The following is a 19229-nucleotide window of genomic DNA, read 5'->3' as shown; positions in this document are numbered from 1 at the left end:
GAATCATGTCTCAAGAAAAGAAATCCAAAACCGCCGGGGGCGTCGCGCTGCGTGTGCTGGTCGCGAGCCTGTGCGCCGGCGCCGCGATCCAGGTGCCCGTGCAGGCGTCCAGCCACCGGGAAGCGCCGTTCATCACGAAGCAGCCGAAAGTCGACGCCACCGACTTCTACATGTTCCGCAGCTACGAAGCGGGCCGCGACGGCTTCGTGACGCTGATCGCGAACTACGTGCCGCTACAGGATCCTCAGGGCGGCCCGAACTACTTCATGATGGATCCGGACGCGCTGTACGAGATCCACGTCGACAACAATGGCGACGCGAAGGAAGACATCACATTCCAGTTCCGGTTCCAGAACGCGAACAAGGACACCCAGCTGACCGTCGGCGGCAAGAAGGTGTCGATCCCGCTCGTGATCAACGGCGGCGCCATCGCCGACCCGAACGCGCCCGGTGCCAACGTGCGCGAGACCTATACCGTCAACGTGGTTCGCGGCGACCGCCGCACCGGCCAGCGCAGCCCCGTGACCAACGCCACGGGCGGTGGATCGACCTTCGATAAGCCACTCGACAACATCGGCAACAAATCGATCCCGAACTACGCGGCGTACGCGGCCAAGCACGTCTACGCGGTCAACATTCCGGGCTGCTCGACGCCGGCGCGCATGTTCGTCGGCCAGCGCAAGGACCCGTTCGTCGTGAACCTGGGCGAGACGTTCGACCTCATCAACATCAAGGCGCCGGCCACGGAGTTCGCGGCCAACGCCGAGAAGGCCGCGAAGGATGATTTGGCCGGCAAGAACGTGACCAGCATCGAGCTCGAAGTCGCCGCGTCCTGCCTCATCGCCGGCGGCGATCCGGTGATCGGCGGCTGGACGACGGCCAGCATGCGCCAGGCGCGCCTGCTGAATCCGGTGCCGGCCGGCGGCGGCGCGTCGAAGGAGGGCGGTGCGTGGACGCAGGTGTCGCGCCTGGGCATGCCGCTCGTGAACGAAGTCGTGATCGGCCTGAAGGACAAGGACCGCTTCAATGCCAGCAAGCCGATGAACGATGGCCAGTTCGCCGACTACGTCACGCATCCGACGCTGCCGGCCCTGGTCGAGATCCTGTATGGCAGCGCCGGTGCCAAGGCGCCGACCAACTTCCCGCGCAACGACCTCGTCACCGCGTTCCTGACCGGTGTGAAGGGCCTGAACCAGCCGGCCAAGGTGACGCCGTCCGAGATGCTGCGCCTGAACACGTCGATTGCCCCGGCGGCGATGGGTGCGCAGAAGCGCCTGGGCGTGATCGACGGCGACAACGCCGGCTTTCCGAACGGACGCCGTCCGGGCGACGACGTGGTCGACATCGCGCTGCGCGTCGTGATGGGCAAGCTGTGCACCTTGAACCTGGGTTGCGCGCCGTCCGACGCGCCGGCCGGCGGCCTGCACTTCACGGATGGCGCATACCTGGACGACAGCTTCTTCACGAACGGCTTCCCGTACCTGAAGACCCCGCTGCCGGGTTCGCCGCAACAATAAGTCGCGAAGGAGACGATCATGAGGAAACTCTTGCCATCCATGCTGCTGGTCGGCGCGCTGCTGGCCGCGTGCGGCGGCAGCGACCACGACGACGGCGTCGCCACGACCCCGCCGCCGCCGCCACCGCCCACGTCGGGCGGCGGCACGCCGGCGACGGACAAGTTCACCGTGCAGATCGCCAGCCTGGCCGCGAGCGCGTCGGACGATGCCGAACCGGCCGCGGTGGACGACACCGCGGCGACCATGCCGGAAGACGCCGAGCCGCAGGCGGTGCCATGACACCCCGCGCCGCCATCCGTATCCTGGTGGCGGCGCTGCTGGCCTGCGCAGCCGGGGCGGGCGCCGCCCCGCGCCTGCCGGCCAGCGGCGCCGAGGTGCTCGAGGATCTGCCGTGGCGCGCCGATCCGCAGCAGCGCGAACTGCGCGCGCTGCGGGCGCGCCTCCAGGAAGCGCCGCGCGACCTGCCGCGCGCGGTGGAGGTCGCGCGCCGCTACATCGAAGTCGGCCGGCGCGACGCCGACCCGCGCTACTACGGCTATGCGCAGGCCGCGCTGGCGCCATGGTGGAATCAGCCGGCGCCGCCGCCGCAGGTGCGCCTGCTGCGCGCGACACTCCTGCAGAGCGAGCACCGCTTTCCCGAAGCGCTGGCCGACCTCGCAGCCCTGACGGCGCAGCAGCCGGACAACGCCCAGGCCTGGCTGACCCGCGCCACCGTCGAAACCGTGCGCGCCGACTACACCGCGGCCACGCAGAGCTGCGCGCGCCTGTCCAGCCTCGCCGACGAACTCGTGACCACGGCCTGCATCGCCAACGTGGGCGCGATGAACGGCCGCCTGGCCGCGAGCGAACGCCTGCTCGCGGCCGTACGCGCGCGCGCGGGCGGCGCCGACACCCCGGCCGTCGACGCCTGGGTGCTGACGATGCTGGCCGAAATGGCCCAGCGCCGCGGCGCCGCGGACGTGGCCGAGGCGCGCTTCCGTGACGCGCTGCGCCTCGCCCCGCGCGACACGTACCTGCTGGGTGCCTATGCCGACTTCCTGCTGGACGCCGGCCGCCGCGGCGAGGCGGCCGCGCTGCTGGCGCCGCACGCCCGCGTGGACGGCCTGCTGCTGCGCCACGCGCTTGCAGCGCGCCTGGGCCCCGAACTGGCGGAGCTGGCGGCGCGCTTCGACGCGGGCGAGCGGCGCGGCGACGGCGTCCACCTGCGCGAGCAGGCCCGCTTCGAGCTGGCCCTGCGCGGCGACGCGCGCCGCGCGCTGGCGATCGCGCGCCGCAACTGGGACGTGCAAAAAGAGACGGCCGACGCCCGCATCCTGCTGGAAGCGGCGTTCGCCGCGCGCGACGTGGCCGCGGCCCGCCCGGTCCTCGACTGGATGCGCAGCGCGCGCGTGGAAGACGTCCAGCTCGCGCGTCTCGCCGCAAAATTTAACGCCAACGGAGGCAAGGCATGAAGCGCCTGTGGATCCTGTTTTCCCTGCTCCTCGCCGGCGCGACGTGGTCGCTGCCGGCGCTGGCGCACAAGCCGAGCGACGCGTACCTGCGCCTGGCCCTGGAGCAGGGCAGTGCCAATGTGCGCGGCGAGTGGGACATCGCGCTGCGCGACCTGGACTATGCCATCGGACTCGATGCCGACAACGATGGCCGGCTGACCTGGGACGAAGTCCGCCACCGCCACGACGCCATCGCCGCGTATGCGCTGGCGCGCCTGCACCTCGAGCGCGGCGGCGTCGCCTGCGACCTCGTGCCGGGCAGGCAGCTGGTCGACACGCACACGGACGGCACGTACACGGTGCTGGCGTTCGCCGCCCATTGTCCGCGCACCGGACAGCTCGCCGTCGAATACCGCCTGTTCGCCGACGTCGACCCGCAGCACAAGGGCCTCGCCAGCGTGCGTGACGGCGACGACGTGCGCACCCTGGTGCTCGGCAGCGACCATCCGCGTGCCACCGTGGGCGAAGGCGCGGACAACGGTTTCCTGGCCTATGTCCGCCACGGCATGTTGCACATCTGGATCGGCTACGACCACATCCTGTTCCTCGTGTCGCTGCTGCTGCCGGCCGTGCTGGCGGGCGGCCTGCGCGCGGCGCTGGCGGACGTATTGAAGATCGTGACGGCGTTCACCGTGGCGCACTCGATCACGCTGAGCCTCGCCGCGCTGGGTGTGGTGGCGCTGCCGTCGCGCTGGGTCGAGTCGGCGATCGCATTGTCGGTGCTGCTGGCGGCGCTGAACAACGTGCTGCCCGTCGCACGCGGCCGGCGCTGGGCCGCGGCCTTCCTGTTCGGCCTCGTGCACGGCTTCGGCTTCGCCAGCGTGCTGGCCGACCTCGGCCTGCAACCGGGAGCGCTGGCGGCGTCGCTGGTCGGTTTCAACGTCGGCGTCGAGATCGGCCAGCTGGCCATCGTCGCGGCCTTCCTGCCCCTCGCCTGGCTGTTGCGCAGCACGTGGTTCTACCGGCGCGTGGTGCTGGTGGGCGGATCGGGCGCGATCATGCTGGTGGCCGCGCTGTGGCTGGGGGAGCGCCTGTTCGACCTCAAGCTGCTCCCCGTGTAGGCCTTACAGTTTCACCCAGGCGCCCTTGTACAGCACGGGGCCCGTCGGTGCGTTCGGATTGGGCGAGCCGCCTTTCGGCTCCAGGCTGATCGCCAGCAGCATCACGTCCGGCCCGACGGCGCGCTGGTCCAGGCGCAGGCTGGCGTGGCGGTTGTCGGGCAGGATGCCCAGCGAGCGCGTCGTGCCGGCCGCCGTGATGGCCCACAGTTGCAGCGTGCGGTCGTCCGGCACCTTGACGTTGTCGGCCACGCGCACGTCGATGCGTGCGCGGCGCGCGTCGGCGGCCACCACCAGCGCGGTCTGCGCTTTCTCGTCGAGCAGCGTGGCCACCTGCTGCAGCTGTGGCTCCTGCACGCGGCCGGCCAGCACGACGGCAAGCACCACCGCGGCCGCGCCGGCGCCGACGGCGAGACTGCCCCACAGCCGCGCGCCCTCGATCCGCCAGAACTGCCACGCCGGCACCGCGCGCGCGAACCCGAGGCGGCGGTCGATGCCGTTCCACACGCGCGCCGGCGGGGACACTGCCGGGCTCCAGTCGGCCATCGGCTCGATGCGCGCGTGCCAGGCGGCGACGGCGTCGCGCAGGGCGGCGTCGGTGGCGAGCCAGCGTTCGAAGCGGCGCCGGGCGCCACCGCGCAAGGTCCCGACCACGTATTCGGCGGCCAGTTTCTCGCGCAAGGCCGGGTTGTTCTGGATGTTCATGCCGGTTCCCGTTTCGACAGGCAGGTTTTCAATTTTTCCAGGCCACGGCGAATCCACGTCTTGACCGTGCCGATCGGCAGGCTGAGCTGGGCCGCCACCTCGCTGTGCGACAGGTCGTGCAGGTAGGCCATGCCGATCGCCTGGCGCTGCCTGCCCTCCAGCACGCCCATGCAATACGCCAGGGCGCGCGCCTCGTCCCTCATCTGCACGCGGTCGTGCGGTCCTGCGGCCGGGTCCTGCATGGCCAGCAGCAGGTCCGTATCGAACTGCTGGGCGTCGAGTTCGACGGTGTCATCCTGGCGGCGCAGGATGTCCAGCGCCTTGTTGCGCACGATCGTCGTCATCCACGTCTGCGGCGCGGCGAGATGAGGCTGATAGCCGGCGGCCGCGTGCCAGATCGACACGAAAGCATCCTGCAAGGCCTCCTCGGCGAGCTCGTCCTTCCTCAATATACGCAGCGCGAAGCCGAACAGTTTCGCCGACGTCGCATCGTACAGGCGGCGGAACGCGGCGCGGTCGCCGAGCGCGACGGCGGCGACGAGGCGGCGTAACTGCTCGGGGTGGTCGAGGTCCTGGGTCACGGTTGTCCTGGCAGGTTGTCCGGCGATTGAAATTATTGAAATTGATTGTAACCCGGCAATACATCCGCGTCGTCAAGATATTGCATCCGATACGCCCGGCGTTGCGTATATGGGGAGTGCCCAACGATTTTGTCACCTCACATGAACGCCATTCGCCGCATCCTGCCGGCCGTCATCGCAGCCTTGATCCTGCCGGCCACGACGCAAATCCGGGACGTGCCGCCCGAATCCGTGGTCCGTGTAGTGGGCCACTACGACAACGCCGTCGGCACGTCGGATGCCGCCAGCCAGGGCGTCATCACGGCCGACCTGGTGGCCAACCGGCCGACGCTGCGCACCGGCGAATTACTCGAATTCGTGCCGGGCATGATCGTCACGCAGCACAGCGGCGACGGCAAGGCCAACCAGTATTTCCTGCGCGGTTTCAACCTCGACCACGGCAGCGACTTCGCCACCTTCGTCGACGGCATGCCCGTCAACATGCGCACGCACGCGCACGGCCAGGGCTACGCGGACCTGAACTTCCTCATCCCGGAACTGGTGCAGCGCATCGACTACAAGAAGGGAACGTATTTCGCGGGGGAGGGCGACTTCGCTTCGGCCGGCACCGCCCGGTTTCGCATCGGCGACAAGCTCCCGGCCGGCCTGGCCAGCCTGTCGCTGGGCAGCGGCGGCTACCGGCGGGCCTTGCTGGCCGATTCGTTCGGGGCCGGCGGCGGCACGCTGCTGGTCGGCGTGGAAACGGGTCGCAACGACGGTCCATGGGACGTGCCGGAAGGCGTGCGCAAGACGAACGCGCTGGTGCGCTACAGCCGCGGCACTGCGGACGACGGCTGGAGCCTGACCGGCATGGCCTACCGCAACCGCTGGACGTCGACGGATCAGGTGCCGCAGCGCGCGGTAGAATCCGGCCTGATCGGACGCTTCGGCAGCCTCGATCCGACCGACGGCGGCACGACGGCGCGCACCAGCCTGGCCTACGCCATGCGCCGCCGCGAGGCCGCGTCGCTGTTCGAACTGGATGCGTATCTGGTGCGGTCGCGCCTCGACCTGTTCAGCAATTTCACGTACGCGCTGGCCAACCCCGACGGCGGCGACCAGTTCCAGCAAAGCGAGCGGCGCACGCTGGCGGGCGTGAACATGGCGCAGTCCTGGGCCGCCGACTGGGGCGGGCTCGCGGTGCGCAACAAGTTGGGCCTGCAGGTGCGCCATGACCGCGTGGATCCGGTCGGTATTTACACCACGGTCGCCCGCGTGCGCACGGGCACGGTGCGCGAAGACCGCGTGCGCGAGACCAGCGCGGGCCTGTACGTCGAAAACGTCGTGCAATGGCGGCCCTGGCTGCGCAGCGTGGCCGGCCTGCGCTACGACGCCTATGCCTTCCGCGTCGACGGCGGCAGCGCGGACGCGCACATCGCCTCGCCCAAGCTGTCCCTCATCTTCGGACCGTGGCGCCGGACCGAGTTCTTCGTCAACGCGGGCCGCGGCTTTCATAGCAACGACGCACGTGGAATCACGCAGACTACTCCGGTGACGCCGCTCGTTGCCACGCGCGGCGCGGAACTGGGCTTGCGCACGGAGGCCGTGCCCGGCCTGCAAAGCTCGCTGGCCTTGTGGCGCCTGGACATAGCCTCGGAACTGGTGTTCGTCGGCGATGCGGGCGAGACGGCACCAAGCCGCGCCAGCCGCCGCCACGGCATCGAATGGAACAACCACTACGTCGCCGCGCCGGGCGTGTTGCTTGACCTCGACGTGGCCGTGTCGCACGCCCGCTATGCGGACCATGACCCGGCCGGCAACGACATTCCCGGCTCCCTGAACCGCGTCGTGTCGTTCGGCGTGACGGTGGAACGCGGCCGCTGGTCGGGCGGCGTCGACGTGCGCCATTTCGGCCCCCGGCCGCTGGTCGAGAACGCCAGAGTCCGCTCGGCGTCGACGACGCTGGCGTATGCGCGCGCCGGCTACCGCGTCGCGTCGCGCACACGCCTGACGCTGGACGTGTTCAACCTCTTCGACCGGAAGGCCAGCGACATCGATTATTACTACGCCTCGCGGCTGCCCGGCGAGCCGGCGGGCGGGGGAGACGACACCCACTTCCACCCTGTGGAACCGCGCGCCGTGCGCCTCACGCTGCAACACAATTTTTGAAGCACGCAATGGATTGATGGTGTAGTAATATTACATCCTCATTGTCGAGCCGGATTATCGGTATTCGTCCTAAAGGGAGTGTAAACATGCGTGTCCGTCCCCTCGCGCTTGCCGCGATGTTCCTGAGCTACATGGCGGCGCCGGCCGCGTGGGCGCAAACCGTCGTGGCCACGGCAAGTTCTCCGGGCGGCATCCTGACCGTCGACGTCCAGCTCGACGACATGGGCAAGCTGGCCTACGACGTCAAGCGCAAGGGCAAGGAAATCATCGCCCCGTCGCGCCTCGGCTTCAACCTCGCCAACGCACCCAAGCTGGACGGCGGCTTTACCGTGAAGGACAAGCGCGTCGGCGAGCATGACGACACGTGGGAACAGCCGTGGGGCGAGCGCCGCTACGTGCGCAACCACTACCGCGAACTGCGCGTGGGCGTCGAGCAGAAGAACCGCGCCAACCGCCGGCTCGCCATCGTCTTCCGCATCTACGACGACGGCATCGGCTTCCGCTACGAATTCCCCGACCAGCCGCAGCTGCGCGACGTCGCCATCACGGACGAGCTGACGGAATTCGCCGTCGCCCAGCCCGCGACGGCGTGGTGGATACCGGCCGGCGAGCTGTCCGGCCTCGAGCAGATCGTCGAGAAGGCGCCGCTCAAGGAAATCGGCACTGCCAACACGCCGCTGACCTTGCGCCTCGACGACGGCACGCACATCGCCCTCCATGAAGCGGCGCTGGTCGACTACGCGACGATGTGGGTCCGCAAGGTGGAAGGCCAGAAGCTGCGCGCGCAACTGGCGCCGTCGACGACCGGGCCGGCCGTCGTGCGCCACGGCGCGTTCACGACGCCGTGGCGCACGTTGCGCATCGCGGACGATGCGCCCGGCCTGTACATGTCGGACCTGGAACTGAACCTGAACGAGCCGAATAAACTGGGCGACGTGTCGTGGGTGCACCCGTCGAAATTCGTCGGCGTGTGGTGGGAGATGCACCTGAATAAGGGGACGTGGAACGCGGGCCCGAAGCATGCGGCGAACACGGCGAACGTCAGGCGCTACATCGATTTCGCTGCCGCCAACGGTTTCCGCGGCGTGCTGGTGGAAGGCTGGAACCGCGGCTGGGAAAGCGACTGGGGCCATGGCGGCGCGGACTTCAGTTTCACGCAACCGTATGCGGACTTCGATCTGCCGGCATTGGCCGCATACGCGAAAGGGAAGGGCGTGCGCCTGATCGGCCACCACGAGACGGGCGGCAACGTCGCGGCCTACGAAAAGCAGATGGACGCGGCGTATAAACTGTATGCGAAGCTGGGCGTGGACAGCGTCAAGTCGGGCTATGTGCACGAAGCGGGGACGATGCAGTTCCCCGGCCCGGGTGGCAAGATCCATTACGGGAACTACGACTCGCAGGAAGGCGTGCGCCACTTCGTGAAGGCCGTGACGGAGGCGGCGCGCTACCGCATCGCCGTCGACACGCACGAACCCGTGAAGGACACGGGCCTGCGCCGCACGTACCCCAACTGGCTCGCGCGCGAGGGCGCACGGGGCGTCGAGTACAACGCGTGGGGCGAGCCGCCGAACACCGCCGACCACGAAGCGAAGCTCGTGTTCACGCGCATGCTGAGCGGCCCGATGGATTACACGCCGGGCGTGTTGAGCCTCGTCGGCGCGGGCGGCAAGACCTTCAACTCCACGCAGGCCAAGCAGCTTGCGAACTACGTCGTGATCTATTCGCCGATCGCGATGGCGGCCGACCTGCCGGAGGCCTATGCGAAATATCCGGAGGCCTTCAAGTTCATCCGCGACGTGCCGACCGATTGGGCCGATACACGCGTGCTGAACGGCGCCGTCGGCGAGTTCGCGACCATCGCGCGCAAGGACCGCCGTTCGGACGCCTGGTACATCGGTGCCGTCACGGACGGCACGGCGCGCACGGTGGCCGTGCCGCTGGCCTTCCTCGATCCGGGCAGGCAGTACGTGGCCGAGATCTACCGCGACGGCGAGCAGGCTGATTACCGCAACGAACACCGGTTCGATCTCGTCACGGAGACGAAGACCGTGACCGCGCAGGACAAGCTGGACGTGCGGCTGGCGCCGGGCGGCGGGCTGGCGGTGCGGATCGTGCCGCGGCCGTGATTATTCGATAGCCTGTCGGGTGCCCGTTCGTGGGATCATCGCACCCATGAACAAACGCTCACTCGCATTCGTCTGCGGCATCCTGCTCGCCGCCCAGGGGGCCCACGCCGCTCAACAAGCCGTGCAGCAAGAAGCGCTGGAACTCGGCAAGGCCGCCGCCGCGCGCTTCACGCTGCACCGCGATGGCGCCCCCGACGTCCGCTACGTCATCTCGCAACCCGCGCACAAGGCGCCGCTCGTGCTGTTCGTGCAGGGTTCGGGCTGTACGCCGCCGTTCGTCGGCCTGGGCACGCCGAACCGTTATTCGACCGTCTTCAATTTCATTCCGCTGGCGCAGCGGGGCGACTACGCCGTGATGGTGGTCGACAAGCCCCATCAACCGGACGCGCCGCCGCCAAGCCAGCCGGGCGTGGCGACGGCATGCCCGGCCGCGTTCAACGCCTGGTTTTCCTACGACACCTGGCTGGACTCGCTGCGCAGCGCGCTGCGCCATGCGCTGGCGCTGCCGTGGGTCGACGGCAGCCGTGTGCTGGTGTTCGGCGTGTCGGAAGGCGCGGTGATGGCGGCGGGCCTCGCGCGTGCGTTGCCGGAGGTGACGCACGTGGCGCTGATCGGCGGCACCGGCACGAGCCAGCTGTTCGACTTTACCGCCAACGCCTATCGCGCGCGAGATCGGGAGGGAAGCGGCGACGACGACACGCTCGCGCGCCTGCGCGACATCGACGCGACCGTCGACGCGATCAATGCGGACCCGCGCAGCAGCGTGAAATTCGCGTGGGGCCACACCTATCTGCGCTGGAGTACCTTCTTCGCGCAGGCGCCCGGCGAGAACCTGGTCCAGTCGAAGGCGCGCGTCTGGCTGGCCAGCGGCATGCGGGACGACAGCGTGCCGGTCCTGTCGACGGAGGTCGCGTACGCGCGCCTGCGCGCGCTCGGGCGCGACGTCACGTTCCGGCGCGTGCCGCGCGCGGGCCACGGCCTGATGGCGGAAGGGGGCTCGATGGCGGACGTGCAGAAGGAGTATGACGCCATCATGGCGTGGTTCGACCGCCGCTGAACATTGAGGCTTACTGCTGCAACGCCTTCTCGATATCGCCCGCGATGTCTTCCGGCTTGGTCTGCGGCGCATAGCGATGCAGCACGGTGCCGTCGCGGCCGACGAGGAACTTGGTGAAGTTCCACTTGATGCCCTCGGTGCCCAGCACGCCCGGCGCCGCGTTCTTCAGGTACTTCCACAGCGGATGCGCCGCGTCGCCGTTGACGTCGACCTTGGCGAACATCGGGAACGACACGCCGTAGTTCTTTTCGCAGAAGGCGCCGATCTCTTCCTCGCTGCCCGGTTCCTGGCTGCCGAACTGGTTGCAGGGGAAGCCCAGCACTTCCAGGCCGCGCGGGTGCAGTTCGCGGTACAGGGCCTCGAGGCCCTGGTATTGCGGCGTGAAGCCGCATTTGCTGGCGGTGTTGACGACGAGGAGGACCTTGCCGCGGTACTGGGCCAGGTCGACCGGTTTGCCGTCGAGGGAAGCGGCCTGGAAGTCGAACACGTTCATCGTGGGCTCCTGTAAGCTTGCGTTGATTGGAAGGCAACAGTGTAAGGCAAAGGAGGCGTTGATGCAGACTACCGTGAACATTCCCCTGGCCGTCGGCGCGCTCCTCAGCGCCGTCGCCGCGCTGCTCCATCTGGGCATCATCGCGGGCGGTCCCGCGTGGTATCGCTTCTTCGGCGCGGGCGAACGGTTCGCGCGCGCGGCGGCGGAGGGCAGGTGGTATCCGACGGTCGTCACGCTGGGCATCGCCGCCGTGCTGTTCATCTGGTCGGCCTATGCGCTGGCGGGGGCCGGCGTCGTCACCAGGCTGCCGTTACTGAAGGCGGCGCTGGTCGGGATCACGGCCGTCTATCTCGTGCGCGGCATCGCGTTCGCGCCGCTCGTCGTCGCCAAAGGCGGCGCGATCACGCCGTTCGTCGTGTGGAGTTCTTTGATCTGCTTCGGCTACGGGGTGGTGCACCTCGTCGGCCTCGTGCAGCGCTGGACGGCGCTGTAGCCCCATGAAAAACGCCCTGCACGAGGCAGGGCGGCAAAGACTCGCACGGACCCGCGCGAGCCGGGAGACGTCCGGAGCGGCGGCCCCGGAGCATCGATCGAGAAACCGTCTTACATCTTCCAGCGGAGGCCGAGCGCGATCGAGCGTCCGATCTGGAGCGTACCGAAATTGGTCAGCTGCGCGTTACCCGCAGTGCCGAAGTGGTAATACGCCTGCTGCACTTCGTTGGTCAGGTTGACTCCACTGATATCGAGCGTCGTGTTGTCGTTGATCTTGTACGAGATCTGCATGTCCACGCTCTTTTCCGGATGACGCCAGATACCGATCGGATTGGCAAACAACGCCGCTTCGTTGGCGGCCAGGAAGCCGGAGCGCCAGACCTGCGACAGGCGCGCACTGATCGGGCCCTTTTCGTAAGCCAGGGTGGCGTTGTAGGACTTGTTGGACACGCCGAAGAACGGTGTCTCGAGCTGCGAGACGATGTCGCCGGCTCCATTGACCTCGGGCACGTTCTGCGACGAGGTGAGGCGCGTATAGCTGGCCTGGATGCCGAAACCGTCCAGCAGGCTCGGCAGCCACTTCGGGAAGTAGATCAAACCGAGCTCGGCGCCCTTCATCGTGCCGTTGGAGGCGTTGGTCGGCGAGTTGATGACGTAGTCATAGCCGTTCGTATGGTCGCCGCCCGAGGTCGAGTTGCGGTACGGGTCGTCCGCCGGATCGACGTGAACCTTGCGAAGCAGGGGCACGACCAGGCCGTCGATCTTGCGCTTGAACAGCGTGCCGTAGAGTGCACTGTCCTTCTGGAAATACCACTCGGCCGTCAGGTCGAGGTTCTTGGATTGTGTCGGTTTCAGGTCGGGATTGCCGCCGCTGCCCGAGCCATAACCGACCCTCGACACGTCGTCACCGAGTTGATAGACAGGATTCAGATCGCCGAAGTTCGGGCGGCGCAGGGTTTCGCCATAGTTCAAGCGCAGCACGACATCCTTGGATGGGTCGTAAATCAGGGTCATGCTGGGCAGCAGCTTGCTGGTCGACTTGCTGGCATTGGTCGCGGTGACCGCCTTGGTGGTGGCATCGACCTTATAGAAGGTCATGTCGGTCTTGACCTTGACATAGCGCACGCCGAAATTGCCGCGCAGGCGATGGCCGAACAACTCGTTCTGGGTATTCCCCATCAGGAACAGGTTGGTCGTCTTTTCATCGACCTCGAACGTCTTCTGCAGGCTCAGTTTGTCCGTCGTCAGGAAGTTCGCATCGACCGAGTTATACAGCTTGCGCCAGTCGTCGATATGGTCGCGGATGTAGTAGGCATTGGGTTCCACCCACGAGCGCGGAACGTCCGAGATCGCCGTGCCGAAGTTCGAGTTGACGATGGAATACTCCGGACCCAGCGAGGCGAGGTTGCGGTTCAATGCGGCCGATTGCGTCCGGTTGGCCTCCGACGCCTTGCGGTCGTCGAAACGCGCGCCGAAGTGGATCGTCTGCAGCACACCCCAGTCGGCATCGTAGACGCCCGCCAGGCTGGCCGTCGCGGCGCTGCCCTTGTTGCGGTTGGCGTTATCGAAGAACTGCGCAACATTCCACTTGGTCGGGTCGGCCAGGTCGGCATCGTTGTTGAAATGGAACGCCGTGTTGTTGTTGCCGTCATTGAAGTTGACGTTGATGGACGGTGCAACGCGATCGATCCGGGTGGCCGTGAATTCCGAGTGATAGGTACTCGTCTGGTACGACAGGTCACCCTCGAGCTTGAGGCGGTCGCCAAGATCCCACTTGCCGTTCAGGGCATACACGTAGGAATCGGTTGCCGACGTGGTGTAGTCGCCGCTGTTGAAGCCATAGACGTTATTGACGGTACGGCTCTTGATGACGTTCGTTCCCGGGAACGTCGTGATCGACCCCGCGGGGTTGCTGCCGAGATCCCCCCACCAGTCGACGAAGCTGAACAGCAGCTTGTTGAAGGCCTTGTTACGATAACCGTTGTACATCGATTCGAAGGTGTAGACCGAATCGCTGTTCGGTTTCCACTGCAAGGCGACATTGGCGGAAGGACGTTCCCGCTCGCCCTGCAGGTCGCTCTGGAAAATAGCGTCACGCGACAGGTAATACGGATACGCCTTGCCGTTGAAATTCAGCGTCGAACCCGCTGCCATCGGCAAGCCGGTACGGGTACCAGGCGTCCAGATATTGTTGTCGAAGATGCGCTGCAAGGGCGTATAGCCTGCCGGATCTTCGGCGGCATTGGGGCTGACGAACGGCACCATCGCACCCGGCGCTACGCTTTCGTTGCGGTACTTGGTCTTGGTCTGCGACAGATTGATCAGGGCACCGAATTCGCCGGCGCTGGTGTCCCAGCGGTTGCTCAACATGCCGCTGAGCTGCGGGTTCGCCTTTTTCGCGGGATCGAGATAGGTTTCACGCGCCGACAGCGACACTTTCGAACCCTTGAAATCGAACGGCCGCAGCGACTTGACGTCGACCTGGCCTGCAATGCCGGTTTCCAGCTGGCTGGCGTCGCGCGTCTTGTAGACGTCGATCTGGCGCACCAGGGTCGACGGAATGTCCTGGAGCGCGACCTGCGTGCCGGACGCGGTAAAAATGGTGCGGCCGTTCCAGGTGGTCTGGACATCGGGCATACCGCGGATGGACAGGGTGCCGACTTCGCCGCCGGCGCGGTCGGTCACCTGGATGCCCGTCACGCGCTGCAGCGCTTCGACCACATTGTTATCTGGCAACTTGCCGATGTCGTCGGCAACGACCGACTCCACGACCTGGTCGTTGGTGCGCTTGATCGCGAGGCTCTTGATCAGCGAGGCCTTGACGCCCGTGACGACCACGGTCTCGACCGGCTCCGTCTTGTCGGCGGTCGCTTGCGCCCACACCGAGGCGCTGCTGAGCAGACCGGCGCCGGCGAGGGCGAGGACGCTCAGTTTCAGTTGGGGAAGGGGCGTGTTCCGACGACCCAGCGGGGTACGATTCTGCATGTTGTCTCCTGTGAAAATTATTGTTATGCCTGGCATCGATTTCATCTTATTGATGAGGAGCCAGAACAATCCAATGACTTTTTCCCGGAGTTCGATATCGTTTTTTGTATGTAAAGCGCAAACATTTTTCGCATTCCCAGTGCATATGGGCATTTTTGCATGTTGAGAAAACGCAAAAATGTTATGGAATGTGGTTGCCTAACAGAGACAGATGTGGCAAGCCGTTGTAGGCTTGCCACGTATGCAGATCAGATGAGACCGAGCGTCTCGGTGCCCGCGGAGAAGTCGCGGTTCTTGGCGTTTTTGCTGTTGAGCTTGATGTTCAGGCGCAGGTCGTTCACGGAGTCCGCATTGCGCAGCGCATCCTCGTACGTGATCTTGTCGGCCTCGTACAGGTCGAACAGGGCCTGGTCGAAGGTCTGCATGCCCAGCTCGCGCGACTTCTTCATGATCTCCTTGATCTCGTGGACTTCGCCCTTGAAGATCAGGTCGGAGATCAGCGGCGAATTCAGCATGATCTCCATCGCGACGACGCGTCCCTTCGCTTCCTTCTTCGGAATCAGGCGCTGCGAGATCAGGCCCTTCATGTTCAGCGACAGGTCCATCAGGAGCTGCTGGCGGCGCTCTTCCGGGAAGAAGTTGATGATGCGGTCCAGCGCCTGGTTCGAGCTGTTCGCGTGCAGGGTCGCCAGGCAGAGGTGGCCCGTCTCGGCGAACGCGATCGCGTGTTCCATCGTCTCGCGGTCGCGGATTTCTCCGATCTGGATCACGTCCGGCGCCTGGCGCAGGGAGTTCTTCAGCGCGGCCTCGAAGCTGTCCGTGTCGACGCCGACCTCGCGCTGCGTGATCACGCAGTTCTTGTGCGGGTGGACGAATTCGACGGGGTCCTCGATCGTGATGATGTGGCCGTAGCTGTTCTCGTTGCGGTAGCCGACCATCGTCGCAAGCGTCGTCGATTTACCGGAGCCGGTGGCGCCGACCATGATCACGAGACCGCGCTTGGTCATGATCACGTCCTTCAGGATCTCCGGCAGGTCGAGGTCCTCGAACTTCGGGATCGTCGTCGTGATCACGCGCAGCACCATGCCCACGGCGCCCATCTGCATGAAGGCGGAGACGCGGAAGCGTCCCAGGTCGCCCGGGCTGATGGCGAAGTTGGCTTCCTTCGACAGCTCGAAGCCGGCGGCCTGCTTGTCGTTCATGATGGCGCGCGCCAGGTCGGCCGTGTGCGAGGCCGTGAGGGCCTGGCTGGACACGGGCGTCATGCGGCCATCGATCTTCATCGCGGGCGGGAAGCCGGACGTGATGAACAGGTCGGAACCGCCCTTGCTGACCATCAGGCGCAGCAGGTCGAACATGAATTTGGAGGCCTGGTCGCGTTCCATCGTCACTCCTTAACCCGGAAAGTTCTCGGGGATCTTGGCGGCCGAGCGTGCGGCCGCGGACGAGATCACGTTGCGGCGCACGAGGTCCGTCAGGTTCTGGTCCAGGGTCTGCATGCCGACGTTGGAGCCGGTCTGGATCGCGGAATACATCTGCGCGATCTTCGCTTCGCGGATCAGGTTGCGGATGGCCGGCGTGCCGATCATGATCTCGTGCGCGGCCACGCGGCCGGAGCCGTCCTTCGTTTTCAGCAGCGTTTGCGAGATCACGGCCTGCAGCGATTCCGACAGCATCGCGCGCACCATCTCTTTTTCCTCGGCCGGGAACACGTCGACGATACGGTCGATGGTCTTCGCGGCCGACGAGGTGTGCAGGGTGCCGAACACCAGGTGGCCCGTCTCGGCGGCGGACAGCGCGAGGCGGATCGTCTCCAGGTCGCGCAGCTCGCCGACGAGGATCGCGTCCGGGTCTTCGCGCAGCGCCGAACGCAGCGCGTTGTTGAACGACAGCGTGTGCGGGCCGACTTCGCGCTGGTTGATCAGGCACTTCTTCGATTCGTGCACGAACTCGATCGGGTCCTCGATGGTGAGGATGTGGCCGTACTCGTTCTCGTTCAGGTGGTTGACCATCGCCGCCAGGGTCGTCGACTTGCCGGAGCCCGTCGGACCCGTCACGAGCACGAGGCCGCGCGGCTTAAGCGCGAGGTCGCCGAAGATCTTCGGCGCGTTCAGTTCTTCCAGCGACAGGATCTTCGACGGAATCGTCCGCATCACGGCGGACGCGCCGCGTTCCTGGTTGTACGCGTTGACGCGGAAGCGTGCGAGGCCGGGGATCGCGAACGAGAAGTCGCACTCCAGCATCTCTTCGTACTGCTTGCGCTGGCCGTCGTTCATGATGTCATAGATCATGCCGTGCACGTCCTTGTGTTCCAGCGGCGGCAGGTTGATGCGGCGTACGTCGCCATGCACGCGGATCATCGGCGGCAGGCCGGCCGACAGGTGCAGGTCCGAGGCTTTGTTCTTAACGGAGAACGCCAGGAGTTCCGAGATGTCCATTTATAATCCTTGGGCTTTTGAAGTCCCTGTGTAACCGAAAAATATTTCCTGTAGAAAACCATTATGTCCACAATCGCAGCCAACTTGCAAGCTGTCGAAGCGACAATCCAGGCCGCTTGCGACGCCGCAAAACGGCCCCGTTCAACGGTCCAGTTGCTGGCCGTTTCGAAGACGTTTCCGGCAGAAGCCGTGCTGGAAGCGATCGAAGCGGGCCAGCGCGCGTTCGGCGAAAACTATGTGCAGGAAGGCGTCGACAAGATCGCCGCTGTGGCAAAAGCGCGACCCGACCTGGTATTGGAATGGCATTTCATTGGCCCGATCCAGAGCAACAAGACGCGGCCCATCGCCACCAGCTTCCAGTGGGTGCACACGGTCGAGCGATTGAAAATCGCGCAGCGCCTGTCCGAACAGCGGCCAGTCGAACTGGGCCCGCTGGACATCTGTTTGCAAGTGAACATCAGCGGCGAGGCCACCAAAAGTGGCGCCAAGCCGGAGGAGCTGCTCGACCTGGCGAAGGCCGTCGTCCAGCTGCCGAACCTGCGCCTGCGCGGGCTGATGGCGATCCCGGAGCCGCAGGCCGATCCGGCTCTGCAGCGCGCGCCGTTCGCACGCCTGCGCGCGCTCGCGCAGGACATCATCAAAGCCGGCATCCACCTCGACACGCTGTCGATGGGCATGTCCGGCGACCTGCAATCGGCCGTGCTGGAAGGCGCGACCATCGTACGCATCGGCAGCGCGATCTTCGGCGCGCGCCACTATGAATAAGGCATCTATGAAGATCAGTTTCATCGGCGGCGGCAACATGGCCACCGCCCTCATCGCCGGCCTGGCCGGCAAGGTCGCGCAGGCGGCGGACATCCACGTCGTCGACCCGAACGCGGACGCGCTCGAACGCCTGCGCACGCAATATGGCGTGACCACGTCGCCGGACATCGGCGCGGCCGTCGCCGCCAGCGACGTCATCGTGCTCGCGGTGAAGCCGCAGCAGATGCGCGACGTGGCGGTGCATGTGCAATCGCAGCTCGCGAACCAGCCGCTGCTGCTGTCGATCGCGGCGGGCATCCGCGGCGCCGACCTGTCGCGCTGGCTCGGCGGCTACGGCGCCATCGTGCGCACGATGCCGAACACGCCCGCGCTGATCGGGCAGGGCATCACGGGCATGGTGGCAATGGCCGGCGTCAGCGCCGCGCAAAAGGATGCCGCCGACAGCATCATGCGCGCCGTCGGCCAGACCGTGTGGCTGGACGAAGAGAGCCTGATCGATCCGGTGACGGCGGTGTCGGGCAGCGGTCCGGCCTACGTGTTCTACTTCCTCGAAGCGATGCAGCAGGCGGCCGCGGAGATGGGCCTGTCGGCGGAGCAGGGCAAGGCGCTCGCGCTGGCCACGTTCACCGGCGCGGCCCAGCTGGCGGCGCAGTCGGACGAACCCGTCGACGTGCTGCGCCAGCGCGTGACCTCCAAAGGCGGCACGACGCATGCGGCCATCACGAGCATGGAAGCGGCGGGCGTGAAGAAGGCGATCGTCGAGGCGATGAAGGCGGCGGCGGCGCGCGGGCGGGAGCTCGGCGAAGAGATGGGCAAGGACGCCTGAAGACCGACGATGATGCCAGCGATCCCGCGCCTGTCGCTCGTGCTGATGCTTGCCGTAAGCCTGATGGCGAGCGTGCCGATGTCGTGCATGGCCCAGTCGCGGCCGGCGGTCGATGGGATCGTCCTGGAGGGCGGAAAACCGATCGCTGGCGTGGAGCTCTTTCTTGGCAAATTCCCGGGCAAGAATGAGCCCTGCACCGACGTGGGTGAACTCATTCCGGTGTCGGCGGACGGCAGCTTTTCATGGACGCCCGCCCGGGAGCGCGAGCGCACGGATGCGCCAACCGATCCGGGGGCGGTGATCGCCAAGCTGACGGCCTTGTGCATCCGTCATCCCGCGAAGGGCGTGCTGATCGGGGTGATGTTGTTCATGAGGCGGTATGACCCCGTCGCGATCCGCCTCGATTGCGACGTGGCGCGCCCGCACCGCGGCGGCAACGGACCGAATACGGTGTCGTCCATGCTCGGGCAGCCCCAGTACTGCGAGGCTGCGGCGGCGAACTAGCGGTTTTCCCACATCCACTTCAAGCCGCGATATACCCTTTA

The 19229-nt window shown here is 66.4% G+C and carries 17 protein-coding genes; 11 read left to right on the top strand and 6 right to left on the bottom strand.

The features are described from left to right. Nucleotides 1-5 precede the first annotated feature (5 nt). Genes P0M04_RS04010 through P0M04_RS03995 form a run of 4 tightly spaced genes read left to right on the top strand, consistent with a single transcriptional unit; the run spans nucleotide 6 to nucleotide 4068 of the window. Nucleotides 6-1517 carry a DUF4331 domain-containing protein gene (locus tag P0M04_RS04010; RefSeq protein ID WP_259448645.1) on the top strand — a complete coding sequence of 504 codons (1512 nt, stop codon included), beginning with the start codon at nucleotides 6-8 and terminating at the stop codon, nucleotides 1515-1517. A gap of 18 nt (nucleotides 1518-1535) precedes the next feature. Continuing rightward, on the top strand, nucleotides 1536-1796 hold the full coding sequence (locus P0M04_RS04005; RefSeq protein WP_259448646.1) for a hypothetical protein: 261 nt from the start codon (nucleotides 1536-1538) through the stop codon (nucleotides 1794-1796). Beyond that, complete coding sequence (locus P0M04_RS04000) at nucleotides 1793-2968, top strand: tetratricopeptide repeat protein (RefSeq protein ID WP_259448647.1); 1176 nt, start codon at nucleotides 1793-1795, stop codon at nucleotides 2966-2968. Before P0M04_RS04005 ends, P0M04_RS04000 begins: the two co-directional genes overlap by 4 nt. Beyond that, on the top strand, nucleotides 2965-4068 hold the full coding sequence (locus P0M04_RS03995) for a HupE/UreJ family protein (RefSeq protein ID WP_259448648.1): 1104 nt from the start codon (nucleotides 2965-2967) through the stop codon (nucleotides 4066-4068). The genes P0M04_RS04000 and P0M04_RS03995 overlap by 4 nt, the downstream gene beginning before the upstream one ends. Nucleotides 4069-4071: 3 nt before the next feature. On the opposite strand, the gene P0M04_RS03990 is transcribed toward P0M04_RS03995, so the two are convergent. Both P0M04_RS03990 and P0M04_RS03985 read right to left on the bottom strand, forming a co-directional pair. After that, nucleotides 4072-4770, bottom strand: a complete 699-nt coding sequence (locus P0M04_RS03990; protein ID WP_259448649.1) for an anti-sigma factor — start codon at nucleotides 4768-4770, stop codon at nucleotides 4072-4074. Beyond that, complete coding sequence (locus tag P0M04_RS03985) at nucleotides 4767-5351, bottom strand: sigma-70 family RNA polymerase sigma factor (RefSeq protein WP_259448650.1); 585 nt, start codon at nucleotides 5349-5351, stop codon at nucleotides 4767-4769. Before P0M04_RS03985 ends, P0M04_RS03990 begins: the two co-directional genes overlap by 4 nt. 141 nt (nucleotides 5352-5492) lie before the next feature. On the opposite strand from P0M04_RS03985, the gene P0M04_RS03980 reads away from it, so the two are divergent. The 3 genes from P0M04_RS03980 to P0M04_RS03970 all read left to right on the top strand — a co-directional run bounded on the left by P0M04_RS03980 (nucleotide 5493) and on the right by P0M04_RS03970 (nucleotide 10685). Beyond that, nucleotides 5493-7499, top strand: coding sequence for a TonB-dependent receptor (locus P0M04_RS03980; RefSeq protein WP_259448651.1), 2007 nt, complete (start codon nucleotides 5493-5495; stop codon nucleotides 7497-7499). Nucleotides 7500-7585: 86 nt separating this feature from the next. Continuing rightward, nucleotides 7586-9628, top strand: coding sequence for a glycoside hydrolase family 97 protein (locus P0M04_RS03975; protein WP_259448652.1), 2043 nt, complete (start codon nucleotides 7586-7588; stop codon nucleotides 9626-9628). 46 nt (nucleotides 9629-9674) lie between these two features. Further along, nucleotides 9675-10685 carry an alpha/beta hydrolase family protein gene (locus P0M04_RS03970; RefSeq protein WP_259448653.1) on the top strand — a complete coding sequence of 337 codons (1011 nt, stop codon included), beginning with the start codon at nucleotides 9675-9677 and terminating at the stop codon, nucleotides 10683-10685. Nucleotides 10686-10695: 10 nt separating this feature from the next. On the opposite strand, the gene P0M04_RS03965 is transcribed toward P0M04_RS03970, so the two are convergent. Further along, nucleotides 10696-11178 carry a glutathione peroxidase gene (locus P0M04_RS03965; protein WP_259448654.1) on the bottom strand — a complete coding sequence of 161 codons (483 nt, stop codon included), beginning with the start codon at nucleotides 11176-11178 and terminating at the stop codon, nucleotides 10696-10698. 61 nt (nucleotides 11179-11239) lie between these two features. On the opposite strand from P0M04_RS03965, the gene P0M04_RS03960 reads away from it, so the two are divergent. Then, entirely contained in the window at nucleotides 11240-11671 is a 432-nt protein-coding gene (locus P0M04_RS03960) for a hypothetical protein (protein ID WP_259448655.1), read from the top strand. Nucleotides 11672-11781: 110 nt separating this feature from the next. Here the strand turns inward: P0M04_RS03960 and P0M04_RS03955 are convergent, their stop codons facing one another. The 3 genes from P0M04_RS03955 to P0M04_RS03945 form a co-directional block, all read right to left on the bottom strand. After that, complete coding sequence (locus P0M04_RS03955; protein WP_259448656.1) at nucleotides 11782-14655, bottom strand: TonB-dependent receptor; 2874 nt, start codon at nucleotides 14653-14655, stop codon at nucleotides 11782-11784. A gap of 248 nt (nucleotides 14656-14903) precedes the next feature. Beyond that, the gene (locus P0M04_RS03950; RefSeq protein WP_259448657.1) at nucleotides 14904-16040 is read right to left on the bottom strand and encodes a PilT/PilU family type 4a pilus ATPase; all 1137 of its coding nucleotides are present in this window, start codon (nucleotides 16038-16040) and stop codon (nucleotides 14904-14906) included. Between the two features lie 9 nt (nucleotides 16041-16049). After that, nucleotides 16050-17093 carry a type IV pilus twitching motility protein PilT gene (locus P0M04_RS03945; protein ID WP_259448658.1) on the bottom strand — a complete coding sequence of 348 codons (1044 nt, stop codon included), beginning with the start codon at nucleotides 17091-17093 and terminating at the stop codon, nucleotides 16050-16052. 63 nt (nucleotides 17094-17156) lie between these two features. Between P0M04_RS03945 and P0M04_RS03940 the strand changes: the two genes are divergently transcribed. Genes P0M04_RS03940 through P0M04_RS03930 form a run of 3 tightly spaced genes read left to right on the top strand, consistent with a single transcriptional unit; the run spans nucleotide 17157 to nucleotide 19188 of the window. Beyond that, the gene (locus tag P0M04_RS03940; protein ID WP_259448659.1) at nucleotides 17157-17858 is read left to right on the top strand and encodes a YggS family pyridoxal phosphate-dependent enzyme; all 702 of its coding nucleotides are present in this window, start codon (nucleotides 17157-17159) and stop codon (nucleotides 17856-17858) included. Between the two features lie 7 nt (nucleotides 17859-17865). Next, nucleotides 17866-18684 (top strand): pyrroline-5-carboxylate reductase, encoded by an 819-nt coding sequence (gene proC / locus P0M04_RS03935; RefSeq protein ID WP_259448660.1) that lies wholly within the window; start codon nucleotides 17866-17868, stop codon nucleotides 18682-18684. A 9-nt stretch (nucleotides 18685-18693) separates the two neighbouring features. Beyond that, entirely contained in the window at nucleotides 18694-19188 is a 495-nt protein-coding gene (locus P0M04_RS03930; protein WP_259448661.1) for a hypothetical protein, read from the top strand. The last annotated feature ends 41 nt before the right edge of the window (nucleotides 19189-19229 follow it).

The organism is Telluria mixta (assembly GCF_029223865.1).
GTDB classification, from domain to species: Bacteria; Pseudomonadota; Gammaproteobacteria; order Burkholderiales; family Burkholderiaceae_D; genus Telluria; species Telluria mixta.
This window is presented reverse-complemented; position numbering and strand designations above follow the sequence as displayed.